This is a genomic window from Nibrella viscosa, assembly GCF_039541875.1.
GTDB lineage: Bacteria > Bacteroidota > Bacteroidia > Cytophagales > Spirosomataceae > Nibrella > Nibrella viscosa.
Genome location: NZ_BAABHB010000003.1, coordinates 279,177 through 292,147, shown reverse-complemented (window position 1 = coordinate 292,147; position 12,971 = coordinate 279,177). Strand labels below are relative to the sequence as shown.

The window sequence follows — 12,971 nt, the reverse complement described above, 5'->3', positions numbered from 1 at the left end:
AAGCGATCTATACAACGAAAAGATGTGAAAAAGAAAGGGCCAGCAGAGATGCTGGCCCGGACAATTAGCGGTTGTTATTCGCTGCGACGAGTTCTTTAAACTCATCCAGCGTTACGGTCTGCGGCTGAAGCTCCACCTGCGTTTTGGCGTATTCGATTACTTTGTCGTCGTACACGCGGTTAAACATGTTGGTATAGTTCTGGCCGTTGCTCTTGTCATCCATCAGGTAGTTACGGGCAATACGGTCGATGGTTTCGTTCATCTGACTATCGTCACCGTAGAAACCAAACTGCTCGCGCACCATCTGGCGGGTTACGCCCATTACCTCTTCAAATTCTACCTTGATGTCGGCCTGCTCGGCAATCTTGTTCTTGATGAGCTGCAGCTTCACCGATTTAGTGAAATCATCGTACTGCTCTTCTATCTGCTCCGGCGTAAACTTACCCTCGTTCACTTCCAGCAGCCACTGCTTCAGAAACTCATCGGGCAGCGTAATAGGGATATTCTCCAGCAGGGTTTTCTCAATAGTAAAACGCAGCAGCGTGTTGGCTTCGCGCTCGTAGTTATTTTTGATAATCTCCTGCACCCGCTCGCGGAACTGCTCTTCGCTCTCTACATTGCCCGGTCCTAGCACCTTATCAAAGAACTCCTGATTCAGGTCGGCCGGTTTGTTGCGGGTGATGTCTTCGATGGTGAAGATAAATTCGCCCTGAAGGTCGGCGGCTTCTTCCTGCTTAATGCCGGTTGCCAGCGAGCGGTCTTTCTCATCCGGAAACGCAGCCTGAATGTCGAACGTGATGGTATCCTCTTTTTTCTTACCGATAAACTGTGGCAGGGCTTCCTGGGCTACTTTGTTCAGCGGCAGGGCGGTTTTGGTCGAGAAAGGCTCGCCTTCGGCCCGCGCCTGGGTCAGTTCACCGTACAGCATATCCCCTTCAGCCGATTCGTCGGCATGTTCGTGGCCGTGAAACTGGTTCTGCAGGTTGGCAATTGTTTCATCTACCTCCTGAGTACCGGCTTCAATCTGGTAGTTGGGCACGGCCGGTAGCTGGTGGAAATACACCTCGAAATCGGAAGCCAAACCGAGATCATACTTAAACTCAAACTCCGACTGGTTATCCCAGTCGATGGTATCGGCCTGCTCACGGTTGGGAATCGGGTCGCCCACTACCTGTAATTTATTTTCGCGGATATAGCTGCTAACGGTCCGGCTGAGCAGGTTGTTGATCTCATCGACCAGGATGCTCTTGCCGTACATTTTCTGAATCAGCGAAGCGGGCACTTTGCCGGGGCGGAAGCCCTTCATGGCCACCTTACGGCCGTAATCTTTCAGCTTTTTATCGACCTCCGGTTTATAATCTTTCGGTGTCAGTTTGATCTTCAGCGACGCGTTGGTTTCGCTGGCTTTTTCTAGTGCAATATCCACAATCGTAACCGTTTAAAATGATAAAGAGTGAATGAGCGAATGAGTGAAAGAATGGCATTTGTGTTCGCTCTTTCACTCTTTCACTCTTTCACTCTTTGGGTACTTTGTACGGGCGGAGGGACTCGAACCCCCATGCCTTGCGGCACCAGATCCTAAGTCTGGCACGTCTACCAATTTCGCCACGCCCGCTTTTTAGGTTGGCAGCAGGCAGTTTGCAGTCGGCAATTGCCCTTCTGCTTTTTCTCAGTAATGGGGTCAGTCTTAATCTGCCTATTGGCAACTGCCAACTGTCTGCTGAGTACTGCCTACTAAATTTCGGAGTGCAAAAGTAAAAAGAAGTTCGGACAGCGCAAAACATAGTTCCCTACCTTTTTATTTTTTACCGTTTAGTAATTGGAGCCCCGATTTATTTGTTATATTGGTAATACGTACAACAGAGACGCCAGTCTGAATGACCTACCCTATGAATACAACTGCGGAACCCGTTATTGATTTCGAACAGGAGCGCAGAGAAATCTTGAAACGCTACCGGCGTCTGCTCAGGGCGGCCAAACCCCTGCTGAAAGATAACGACGCCAAGCTCATAAAGAAAGCGTTCAATACGTCACTCGACGCGCATAAAAACATGCGTCGGCGCTCAGGCGAGCCGTATATCTACCACCCACTGGCGGTGGCGCAGATTGCCGTTGAGGAAATTGGCTTAGGCACCACTGCCATTGTGGCGGCCCTACTGCACGATGTTGTTGAAGATACCGATACCACCATTGCGGATATCGAACGGATGTTTGGGCCGAAGATCGCCAAGATCATTGACGGCCTGACCAAAATATCCGGCATTTTTGAATACGGCACCTCGCAGCAGGCAGAAAACTTCCGGAAAATGCTGCTGACGCTGTCGGACGACGTTCGCGTGATTCTGGTCAAACTCGCCGACCGGCTCCACAACATGCGGACGCTGGACTCGATGCCCCGCGATAAGCAGTTGAAAATTGCCTCGGAGACCATTTACATCTACGCCCCGCTGGCACACCGGCTGGGCCTGTACGCGATCAAAACCGAGCTGGAAGATCTGTATCTGAAGTATGTAGAGCCCGACACGTATAAGGATATCGCCCGGAAGCTGCGGGAGACAAAAGCGGCCCGGGATAAGTTTATTGCTAAGTTTATTGAACCTATCGAGCGAGACCTGGCCGAAACCGGTATGTCGTTTGTCGTCAAAGGCCGCCCCAAATCAATCTACTCCATCTGGAATAAGCTGAACAAGCAGAAAAAGCCTTTTGAGGAGATCTATGATCTGTTTGCGGTACGGGTTGTGGTTGATGTGCCGCAGGAGAGCGAGAAAGCGGCCTGCTGGCAGGCATATTCTATCGTAACGGACCATTACAAACCCAACCCCGACCGGCTGAAAGACTGGATCAGTACACCTCGTGCCAACGGGTATGAATCGCTGCATACCACCGTTATGAGCAAATCGGGGCAGTGGGTAGAGGTGCAGATTCGCTCGGCCCGCATGAATGAGATTGCCGAGAAAGGATATGCTGCCCACTGGAAGTATAAAGGCAACGACACCCAGACCGGACAGGGTATTGAGACCTGGATCAGTCAGGTGCGCGAAATGCTGGAAACCGCCGGGCAGGGTGACAAAACGGGGGCCATTGAGTTTCTGGACGATTTTCGCAGTAACCTCTACAGCGAAGAGGTCTTTGTTTTTACACCGAAAGGGGATCTGAAGGTACTGCAACGGGGAGCCACCGCCCTGGATTTTGCCTTTGAAATCCATACCCAGATCGGTGCCCGCTGCATGGCCGCCAAGGTGAACAATACGCTGGTGCCGCTCAGTCATGTCCTGCATAATGGTGATCAGGTCGAGATCATTGCCTCCAACAAGCAGAAACCCAACGAAGACTGGCTCCGGTTTGTGGTGACCTCTAAGGCCAAGACCAAGATCAAAGACCTCATCAAGGAGGAGAATAAGCGGTATATCACCGACGGCCGCGATATGGTCGCCAAAAAGCTGAAAACGCTGCGGGTGGATATGTCCAACGAAACGCTAAATCAGCTTCGGGCTTACTTTGGCTCCAAAACGGTCAATGACTTTTTTTACCGGGTTGGTAAAGGCCACGTTGATGTTCAGGAACTGAAGAAGTTCAAAGCCGATAAGGACGCGAAAGAAAACCGCCAGAACAAGATCAATACCGATGCCATTCAGGACGGTAAGACGTTTGAAAAGGAGCTTAAGAAAATTCACGGTGAGCGGGCCGATGCCGATATGCTGCTCATCGGCGAGGATATGGACAAGATCGACTATACCCTTGCCCGGTGCTGCAACCCCATCTCCGGCGATGATGTATTCGGCTTTGTAACCGTCAACGAAGGTATCAAGATTCACCGCGTCAGTTGCCCCAATGCCGTCGAGCTGATGTCGAACCACGGCAACCGAATCATAAAGGCCAAGTGGACGTCGCAGAAAGAACTGGCATTTCTGGCGGGCCTGCGCATTACAGGCACCGACCGCGTGGGGCTGGTCAACGACGTGACACGGGTCATCAGCAATGAACTGCACATCAACATGCGTTCTATCACCATCGACTCCAAAGACGGGGTTTTTGAGGGTATCATCAAACTGTATGTGCACGACACCGGCCACCTGGAGACCCTGATGGGGAAACTGGAGCGGGTGAACGGTGTTTTTGAGGTGGTCCGGTTTGATTAACCCAGGTAAGAATTGGCCCTCTGCTCTTTGCTGACTAATTTTGTGTTTTAACCGAGATTGATCATGCCTGTGCCGAAAGAAGAAAATCTGGCAGCCGCTAAGAAGATATTTACGGCGTATCTGGAAAACAAGGGGCTTCGGAAAACACCGGAGCGCTTTGCCATTCTGGAGGAGATTTACAACCGCGAAGACCACTTCGACGTGGATGAATTGTATATCTCCATGAAAAACAAGAAGTACCGCGTCAGCCGTGCCACCGTATACAATACGCTGGATGTGCTGGTCGACTGCGACCTGGTGACCAAGCATCAGTTTGGCCGTAACCTGGCGCAGTACGAAAAATCCTACGGCTACAAGCAGCACGATCACCTGATCTGCACCGACTGCCATCAGGTGATGGAGTTCTGCGACCCACGGGTACAAACCATCCAGACGATGGTGGGCGATATGCTGAAGTTCAACGTCATGCACCACTCGCTGATCTTCTACGGAAGCTGCGTCCGTAACAATTGCGAAAACCGCCAGCGGTACGGCGACCATCAGGCGATGCCGGCCGCTATGTCGGAGCGGGGAGAAGCGTAGCCTTCAGATTGAACACAACAGGCGTATGGCGAAGGCTAAAGCGAAACGCATGTGCTAACAACAAAGATTCTTATTTTAAAACATGGTAGATGTATTACTTGGCCTCCAGTGGGGCGACGAAGGTAAGGGTAAGATTGTAGACGTACTGGCTCCACAGTATCAGGTGGTGGCCCGTTTCCAGGGTGGTCCCAATGCCGGCCATACGCTGGAGTTTGAGGGTTTCAAACACGTATTGCACCAGATTCCGTCGGGTATATTCCGAAACGATATTCAGAATATTATCGGCAACGGCGTGGTACTCGACCCGATTGTGTTTAAACGGGAAATAGACGGTCTGGCCAAGTTCAACCTCCATCTGCAACAAAACCTGCTGATTTCGAAAAAGGCCTCCATTATTATCCCAACGCACCGGCTGCTCGATGCGGCTTATGAGCAGGCCAAAGGCGCGTCTAAGATCGGCTCTACGCTGCGGGGTATCGGCCCAACCTACCAGGATAAAGTAGCCCGGCAGGGGCTGCGTGTCGGCGATATTCTGTCGGCTAACTTCCGGAAGAAATACGACCAATTGGTAGCGACGCACAAGACCATTCTCGATCACCATCAGTTCGATTACCAGTTGGTACTGCCCCAGGCCGAAGAAGAGTTCTTTGCTGCCGTAGACTTCATGAAGCAGTTCCAGCTGACCGACAGTGAGTACGCCATCAACAACGCGTTGAAGGCCGGCCAGAAAGTCCTGGCTGAAGGGGCACAGGGTTCACTGCTCGACATTGACTTCGGCTCATACCCCTTTGTGACCAGTTCAAACACTATGACGGCCGGTGCCTGCACGGGCCTTGGCGTAGCCCCCCGGCAGATTGGCGACGTATACGGCATTTTCAAAGCGTACTGCACCCGCGTAGGCAGCGGCCCTTTCCCCACCGAATTGCTGGACGACGAAGGCGAGCGGATGCGGCAGGAAGGGCGGGAATTCGGCTCCACTACCGGTCGGCCCCGCCGGTGCGGCTGGCTCGATTTGCCCGCGCTGAAATACGCCATCCTGATCAACGGGGTAAGCCAACTGGTTATGATGAAGGTAGATGTACTCAATATTTTTGAGACCATCAAGGTCTGCACCCATTACCGCCTGGCCGACGGCACCCTGACCGAGCAGTTCCCTTACGACCTGTGTGATGCCGATGTAACGCCGGTTTATAAAGAGTTCAGAGGCTGGCAGACGGCGCTGACGGATTTTCACTCCTTCGACGAAGTGCCGGCTGAACTAGCTAATTACATTGGCTTCCTGGAAGAATCACTGGGCCTGCCCATCAGCTTTATTTCTACCGGCCCAGACCGCGAAGCGATCATTCACCGGGAGGCTGTCGTGTAGTATACCCACTCAGTGTCAAAAGGTTACAAAAGCTGCCGCAACATGGGGTAGCTTTTGTTTTTTTCAGAAAAATACTCAGGTAATGCTTGAAAGTAGCTTACATTTTTTTGTAACTTACCGGCGACACCACCTTATTTAAGCCTAACCTACTATATGCTACCTAAGAACATCGGCTTCATCGACCAGTTGGTGCGAGGGCTTATTATTGTTGATCTGCTTATTCCCTGCCTGCTGGGCATCGTCTCCGGACCGCTTCTTTACCTGTTCGTAACCCTGTCGGTTGTGCTGGGCTTTAGCTGTCTGACCGGCTTTTGTCCATGCTATGGGGCCTTTAAATTTTCGACCCGGCGCGAATGGGATTAGGCGCCAGCCGGCTGTACTCACCACGCACTGCCCTGCTTATTTCGGTAAGCGGGGCTTTTTGTTGGCTGAAAAATCATCGGTATTGCTTATTTTTGACCTACGCGTACACACATGATGACCTTACCAGATTCTCCTGATAGCTTGTTTGACCGCCGGGGCTTTTTGCGCAAAAGCGTTCTGGCTACCATGGCCGGCCTGCTCGGCACCGATATTGTCTTTGCCGGCCGGCTTCCCAAAACGTACCTGCCGCTGGTGTTTGATGGTAACCCCATGCTTGCCAAACACAAAGACATGGTTGTGCTAAACGATAAGCCCTGGAATGTGGAGGCTCTACCCCATCTGCTGGATGATGCCGTTACGCCAGCCGATAAAATGTTTATCCGCAACAACGGCCTGATGCCAGAGAAGATAGATCTGAGTACCTGGTCACTGACCATCAACGGCGAGTCGGTAAAGGCCCCAAAAACATACAAACTCAGCGACCTGAAGAAGCGCTTTAAGCCCTACATCTACCAACTGGTGCTGGAATGTGCCGGCAACGGCCGGGCCGGTTATGTGCCCCAAACGGCCGGTAACCAATGGACCGATGGTGCCGTAAGCTGCGCCGAATGGACCGGGGTCCGGTTGAAAGATGTGCTGGCCGATGTTGGTCTGAAAGACGATGCCGTTTACATCGGCTACTACGGTCGAGACCTCCACGTGAGTCAGGACCCCACCAAGCCCGTGATTTCGCGGGGGGTTCCGATGCGCAAAGCGCTGGAAGACGAAACGCTGATTGCCTGGGCCATGAACGGGCAGGATATTCCGCTGGCGCACGGTTTTCCCTTGCGGCTGGTCATTGGCGGCTGGCCGGCATCGGCATCGGGCAAATGGCTGCACACGATTTCGGTGCGCAATAAAGTACACGACGGTGCTAAAATGACCGGCAAAAGCTACCGGGTGCCTATCAACCCTGTTGAGCCGGGGGTTGACCCGCCGGAAGATCAGTTCAGGATCATCGAGTCGATGCCGGTGAAGTCACTCATTACGTTTCCGAAAACCGGGGCCATGCTGAATCAGGGGCAACCGCTAGCTTTGCGCGGCCATGCCTGGGCGGGCGACCGCAGCGTAAAAGAAATGTACGTTTCCTACGATTTTGGTGCTACCTGGCAACGCTGTGATCTGAAGTCGGCCAAAAACCGGCTGGCGTGGCAGCACTGGTCGGCCAATGTGAAGCTGCCGCAGAAAGGCTATTACGAAATCTGGGCGCGGGCGGTAGACGAGACCGGGGTTTCCCAGCCAATGGTGATGCCACAGTGGAACCCGGAAGGATACATTAATAATGCCTGTCACCGGATTGCAGTGAAGGTGGTTTAACCTAAGAATAATGAATGCATAATGATGAATGATAAATGGTGGGGAGCTTTGGTGCTGATGGGGTGCCTGATGGTATTCTCAGGGTTTGAAACGGCGGTACCCTCTGGCTCGTCGGCTGTGGCTATGGCGGATAGTCTGCAGAAAGATCCGGATACGGGACTGGTAATAGCCGAGCAGTTGAACGTGGTTAAGGCGCATTGCACCTCCTGCCATTCGAGCAAATTGATTCTGCAAAACCGCTTCACCCGCGACGGCTGGAAAGAGAAAATCCGCTGGATGCAGCGGACGCAGAACCTGTGGGACCTGCGCGATTCGGAGCCGGTGGTGCTGGACTACCTGGCAAAATACTACGGCCCGGAGCAAAAGGCGTTCGACGGTCGCCGAAAACCGTTGCAGGCTGTTCAATGGTATACCTTATAGTTGATGTCGAATAAAGCATTTTACCAGGCGCTGTACCAGAACGACCAGCTATTCCGGCTGAACGAAGCGCCTATCCCGGTCAGGGTAGCACCGGAACTAGTGACGCTGCCGGCGGCAGAAGCCGTTACGGCCAAGCCGGAGCCAGTTGCGGTGCCGGTCCGGTCCACCACTACGGCCACTGTTGAACCAGTCGCCGAGCCAGTAAAGGTGATTATACCGGAGCCGATGGATGTACCAGCCGGCATCGCCGAAAAAGTAACGGCGCCCGCTCAGCCGGTTGCGCCAAAAGCGGTACGGACCGTGCCGGCCACTCCATCCGTAAACCAGAAAGTCCTGATTCTGGTGGATGAAGATTTAACGCCGAGTGACCACCTGTTTTTGGAGAAAATTCTGAAAGCCGTCAATCTGAACCTGGAAGGGGCCGAATTGTACAATCTGCACAACTCCCAGCCGTCTGAGATCAAGGCCATGCTGCAGGGTAAGCTAATCAACCACTTCTTTACCTTCGGGGTGCCGTTCAGCCAGATACACCTAGACATTATGATGGACCGCTACCATCCGGTGCGGTTCGAGGGCATTACTTTCATGATGGCCGATTCGCTGCCGGCCATTGAAGCCGATAAGGATCTGAAGAAGCGATTGTGGGGAGCCTTGCAGCGGATATTCTTTAAATCATAAGCGAAAGAGCGGTGCAACAGTCGCCCGCTCTTTCGGGCTACGCGCCACGCTCTTTCACTCTTTTTCATCCTGCATGACACAACCACCAGACGCCCCGCCAGCCCCCGGTCTCCGCAAAGTTATTACTACTATCCAGCTCTGGGCTATTGGCGTCGGGCTGGTTATCTCTGGTGAATATTTTGGCTGGAACTACGGTTGGGCCGTGGCCGGCACTATCGGCTTTCTGATTGCTACCCTGCTGGTGACCCTCCTGTATATTGCCTTTGTTTTTAGTTACACCGAACTCACCACTTCCATTCCGGATGCCGGTGGTCCCTTTGCCTACGCCTTCCGGGCCTTTGGACCCATTGGCGGTTTTCTGGCCGGCTTTGCCACCCTGGTTGATTTTCTGATGGCTCCGCCCGCCATTGCGGCCGCGCTTGGGGCTTACACGCATTTTCTGAACCCGGATATTCCGGTGCTGCCGGTGGCCGTTGCCACGTACATCGTCTTTATCGGCGTCAACATTCTCGGCATAAAGGAATCAGCAAATCTATCGGTGGTCGTGACGATTCTCTCGGTAGTCGAGCTGCTGGTGTTTATGGCCCTGATTTTCCCGTTTTACAAGACTGAAAACTTCCTGGCGCATAACGAGACCTTCACCGTCGGTGGCATCTTCGCGGCCCTGCCGTTTGCCATCTGGTTCTATCTGGCCATTGAAGGGGTGGCGATGGTGGCCGAAGAGGTAAAAGACACCCGTAAAACTATTCCGCGTGGGTATTTGCTGAGCATAGCTACCCTGGTCCTGCTGGCGCTGGGCACCATGCTGCTCACCGGGGGCGTCGGCGACTGGCGACAGCTCAGTCAGCTCGATTACCCCTTGCCCGAAACGCTGGCGATGACAATGGGCCGCCAAAGCCACTGGTCCAAACTCTTTGCCAGTCTTGGTTTGTTCGGGCTGATTGCCTCATTCCACAGCAATACCATCGGCTACTCCCGGCAGATCTATGCCCTGGCCCGGAGCGGATACCTGCCGGCGTTTTTATCCAGGATTAGTAGGCGATTCCGGACGCCCCACTGGGCCTTGATTGCCGGCGGTCTGGTCGGTTTTCTGGCGCTCTTTACCGGCTCAACCGACGAGATTATCATTCTCTCGGCACTCGGGGCGGTGGTGATGTATATCATCAGTATGCTCAGCCTGTTTGTATTGCGGAAGAAAGAACCGAATCTGAGCCGGCCTTTTCTGGCTCCGCTATATCCCTGGGCTCCGCTGGTGGCCCTGCTGCTATCGGCGGTTTGCCTGGTGGCCATTATCTACTACAATCCCAAACTAAGCCTCTTATTTGTTGGTTTACTGGTAGTATCGCTGATTTTGTTCCTGCAAATCGGCGTTCAGAACCGGGAAGTGAACGTGGAGATAAATGAAGAATGAACCTCTTACTAAAGCAATATTTCTACATATTTAGGAGTTCTACAGTAATAGTTTTTTGATTCGACCGAATAACGCTGCCCGCTTATGGCATTGTTCAATAAATTGTTGGCTCCGTTTCGAAGGAAGGAGCCTGTTTCCGATGTAGCCTCTGCTTCATTCCTGCCGGAACCGGTCTCGTCAGGCTCGGCCACGGCCGGCGTTTCCCCGCAGCCGCCGGCTCTTCCGGCTATACCGACGCCGGTGGCCGAAGAAATTCCGGCCTGGCTGGAAGATGAGGATTTGCTCCGCGACGAAGGCGTAATTTTTGGTTTATCGGACGCTAAACCGGAAGAGAAGATTGCCGCCATCCGGACGTATTTCGTACACCGTTGCGCCGATCTGGAACGGGATATTGACCGCTTTAACGAAAAAATTGGGGAGATTAATCTGTTCATCGAACAGAAGGAAAACCGCATCGGCGAACTCGACCACCGGCGGCACGAACTGGCCGGTCAACAGCCCGGCGAGCACCACTTACCCCGCACCCTCATTGGCCTTGGCTTATCAACGGTCATGTGCGTCGGCAATTTCTTCCTGATCGACGAAACCCTGCGCCCGGCCTTTGAGCAAAGCCGACTGATTTCGGTGGGTGTTTTTCTGGCGGGTATGTTCAATCTGTTCAGCCGAACGTCGTTTTTTCACGAGAGCGGCTCACCCGCCACTCGCCGGCGGCTGCTGGAAGAAGTAGGCTTACCTCTGGCGGCTGCCTTGTTTGTGTTTGCCCAGGCGGTACAACGGCAACCGTTTTTGCAGGCCGTAGCCTTGCTGCTTTTTGTGTTCTTCCTGTTTTTGCTGTCGGGTAAACTGCTGCTCGGCACGCTCACAATCTTGCGCAACGACCTGCGTACCTCTTTCCGGAACAAACAGTTGAAAATTGAACAGCAAACCCGATCGGCACAGTGGGACACGGAGATTGACACCCTCCGGAAAGAGATTGATGAGCTACGCGTGCAGAAATGGCAGATCATCCCCGAACTGAACCGCGCCGAGGCTGAGCTCAGCCGTATGAACGCCAAACGCGATATGCTGATCAAACTCTTCGAAAGCGAATACAACCTCGCCCGCACGCTTAAAACGCAGCTAACCGAACGGCAACGGCAGGCAATTTTACGAGGACGTTAAAAAATGTTTCAGGTTTCAGGTTCCAAGTTTAACGAAGCAGCAAAGCAACATGGAACCTGAAACTTGGAACCTGAAACCTGAAACTTATGGAACAGGACAAACAACCGGTCAATCACTTCGATTTTCAGCACGGCTATACCAGCGGTCTTGAGGGAGTGACCCGCGATACATACGAAGGATACCTATCGAGCCAGGTCAACCACGAATGGCTCACGGAGCGTATCGATGAGAAGCGCCATGAACTGCAGCGGCTGGAACAGCAGGTGAACGAAACGACGGTCAACCGGAAGTCGGCCTACAACCAGTTGCAGGAACACATTCTGAAGCTCAGCGTCCAGTCGAAGCGGGTGGAGCGGCTGGAGAAAGACCGCGATGCCATTGAGAACGAGCAACTCTCGCTCCGGGAGCGCCGGTCGAAGGCTTCTCCGGATTATTCGCTACTAGCTGGTCTGTTGTTCCTCGTAGCGGGTATTTCTTTTCTGGCCGGTGACCTGATTATCTCCCACGAGATTGTCGCTTATGCGCTGAACATCCGCAACAATATGGAAGCCTGGGCCTTTGCGGTCGGCCTGGCGATGGTTTCCATCCTGCTGAAACCCGCTTACGACCGGCTCATCGAAAAGCCTTATCTGGAAGAACCCGAACACAACCGGACCAAGTATGAACGCTTTAAGGTGGCACTGGCTATTTTCTCGGTGATTACGCTGGCCATTCTGGGCTGGTTCCGGTACGAAGCCTACCGCACCGATCAGATGAAATCGGCGATCAATAAATCGATCCGGCAGTTGCAGATGAACGGGGCACCGGTAGACCCAACCACGGGTGTACAGCAGTACGACCCGGCGCTGCTCAACAAAATTGAACGGCAGTTGCAGGAATCTGACGCCCTGAACCAAACCCTGGTGAGCAGCCCCTTTGCCCTGCTCTCGTTTGTGCTCAGCGGTATTCTGTTTGCGTTGGCGGGAGCGGTCTGCCTCGGTATTGCCCTGCCGGTACTGCAGGCCTTCTGGTTCCGGTGGTTACAGGCCGACATCCGGCTCTGGAAACTGCGCCGACGCATGAAGCGGGTTATGCGGGAACTGACACCCGCTGAGCAGGAACTGGCGGCCCAGATCACCCGAAAAAACGTGCTGGAACATGAACTCGACCTGCTGCCAAACCTGGATGCCCTGCAAAAGCAGCAACAAAGCGTTATAAGTGAACTGAACCATCTGCTGGCAGAAAGCAAACTAGCCCGCGCCGACAGCCGCATTGCCAACTACAACGATGGATTCTCAAAAGGCGAAGTGGCTCGTACGGCCATGACTGATGAAGAGTATCAGCAGTTCCGCAGCGGCTATTTTACTACTCAAAACTTAGCGAATAAGGCGAAAGCCAATGCATCAGAGCGGTCGGTAACAATGAACTCATCGCGGAACCGCGGTCTCCGGCCATACCAGGCCATCCGGAAATTCATTGCCGATGATTTTGAACAGGGAGAACGGGACGAGTAATG

General features: G+C 53.3%; 11 protein-coding genes and 1 tRNA gene. 10 read left to right on the top strand and 2 right to left on the bottom strand.

The genetic code is table 11. From position 1 onward, the window contains the following. Positions 1-64: 64 nt before the first annotated feature. Complete coding sequence (gene tig / locus ABD931_RS09755; protein ID WP_345266449.1) at positions 65-1,426, bottom strand: trigger factor; 1,362 nt, start codon at positions 1,424-1,426, stop codon at positions 65-67. Between the two features lie 107 nt (positions 1,427-1,533). Continuing rightward, positions 1,534-1,615 (bottom strand) — tRNA-Leu (locus ABD931_RS09750). A gap of 274 nt (positions 1,616-1,889) precedes the next feature. Between ABD931_RS09750 and ABD931_RS09745 the strand changes: the two genes are divergently transcribed. The 10 genes from ABD931_RS09745 to ABD931_RS09700 all read left to right on the top strand — a co-directional run bounded on the left by ABD931_RS09745 (position 1,890) and on the right by ABD931_RS09700 (position 12,969). Further along, entirely contained in the window at positions 1,890-4,139 is a 2,250-nt protein-coding gene (locus ABD931_RS09745; protein ID WP_345266447.1) for a RelA/SpoT family protein, read from the top strand. 63 nt (positions 4,140-4,202) lie between these two features. Next, complete coding sequence (locus ABD931_RS09740; RefSeq protein WP_345266445.1) at positions 4,203-4,721, top strand: Fur family transcriptional regulator; 519 nt, start codon at positions 4,203-4,205, stop codon at positions 4,719-4,721. Positions 4,722-4,803: 82 nt separating this feature from the next. After that, a complete protein-coding gene (locus tag ABD931_RS09735; RefSeq protein ID WP_345266443.1) occupies positions 4,804-6,087 on the top strand; it encodes an adenylosuccinate synthase in 1,284 nt (427 codons plus the stop codon). A gap of 153 nt (positions 6,088-6,240) precedes the next feature. Then, a complete protein-coding gene (locus tag ABD931_RS09730; RefSeq protein WP_345266441.1) occupies positions 6,241-6,450 on the top strand; it encodes a YgaP family membrane protein in 210 nt (69 codons plus the stop codon). A 111-nt stretch (positions 6,451-6,561) separates the two neighbouring features. Further along, positions 6,562-7,806, top strand: a complete 1,245-nt coding sequence (locus ABD931_RS09725; protein WP_345266439.1) for a sulfite oxidase — start codon at positions 6,562-6,564, stop codon at positions 7,804-7,806. A gap of 21 nt (positions 7,807-7,827) precedes the next feature. Continuing rightward, positions 7,828-8,226 (top strand): hypothetical protein, encoded by a 399-nt coding sequence (locus tag ABD931_RS09720; RefSeq protein WP_345266437.1) that lies wholly within the window; start codon positions 7,828-7,830, stop codon positions 8,224-8,226. 3 nt (positions 8,227-8,229) lie between these two features. Further along, positions 8,230-8,904, top strand: a complete 675-nt coding sequence (locus ABD931_RS09715; RefSeq protein WP_345266435.1) for a hypothetical protein — start codon at positions 8,230-8,232, stop codon at positions 8,902-8,904. Positions 8,905-8,977: 73 nt separating this feature from the next. Next, entirely contained in the window at positions 8,978-10,315 is a 1,338-nt protein-coding gene (eat, locus tag ABD931_RS09710; protein WP_345266433.1) for an ethanolamine permease, read from the top strand. 84 nt (positions 10,316-10,399) lie between these two features. Next, the gene (locus tag ABD931_RS09705; RefSeq protein WP_345266432.1) at positions 10,400-11,476 is read left to right on the top strand and encodes a hypothetical protein; all 1,077 of its coding nucleotides are present in this window, start codon (positions 10,400-10,402) and stop codon (positions 11,474-11,476) included. Between the two features lie 86 nt (positions 11,477-11,562). Continuing rightward, positions 11,563-12,969: a hypothetical protein gene (locus ABD931_RS09700; RefSeq protein ID WP_345266430.1), complete on the top strand. Its 1,407-nt coding sequence runs from the start codon at positions 11,563-11,565 to the stop codon at positions 12,967-12,969. Positions 12,970-12,971 lie beyond the last annotated feature (2 nt).

What these genes read in the sequence shown, in the direction of transcription:
- ABD931_RS09745 (WP_345266447.1), top strand. Translation starts at nt 1,890, where the DNA reads ATGAATACAACTGCGGAACCCGTTATTGATTTCGAACAGGAGCGCAGA.
- ABD931_RS09740 (WP_345266445.1), top strand. Translation starts at nt 4,203, where the DNA reads ATGCCTGTGCCGAAAGAAGAAAATCTGGCAGCCGCTAAGAAGATATTT.
- ABD931_RS09735 (WP_345266443.1), top strand. Translation starts at nt 4,804, where the DNA reads ATGGTAGATGTATTACTTGGCCTCCAGTGGGGCGACGAAGGTAAGGGT.
- ABD931_RS09730 (WP_345266441.1), top strand. Translation starts at nt 6,241, where the DNA reads ATGCTACCTAAGAACATCGGCTTCATCGACCAGTTGGTGCGAGGGCTT.
- ABD931_RS09725 (WP_345266439.1), top strand. Translation starts at nt 6,562, where the DNA reads ATGATGACCTTACCAGATTCTCCTGATAGCTTGTTTGACCGCCGGGGC.
- ABD931_RS09720 (WP_345266437.1), top strand. Translation starts at nt 7,828, where the DNA reads ATGATGAATGATAAATGGTGGGGAGCTTTGGTGCTGATGGGGTGCCTG.
- ABD931_RS09715 (WP_345266435.1), top strand. Translation starts at nt 8,230, where the DNA reads ATGTCGAATAAAGCATTTTACCAGGCGCTGTACCAGAACGACCAGCTA.
- eat (WP_345266433.1), top strand. Translation starts at nt 8,978, where the DNA reads ATGACACAACCACCAGACGCCCCGCCAGCCCCCGGTCTCCGCAAAGTT.
- ABD931_RS09705 (WP_345266432.1), top strand. Translation starts at nt 10,400, where the DNA reads ATGGCATTGTTCAATAAATTGTTGGCTCCGTTTCGAAGGAAGGAGCCT.
- ABD931_RS09700 (WP_345266430.1), top strand. Translation starts at nt 11,563, where the DNA reads ATGGAACAGGACAAACAACCGGTCAATCACTTCGATTTTCAGCACGGC.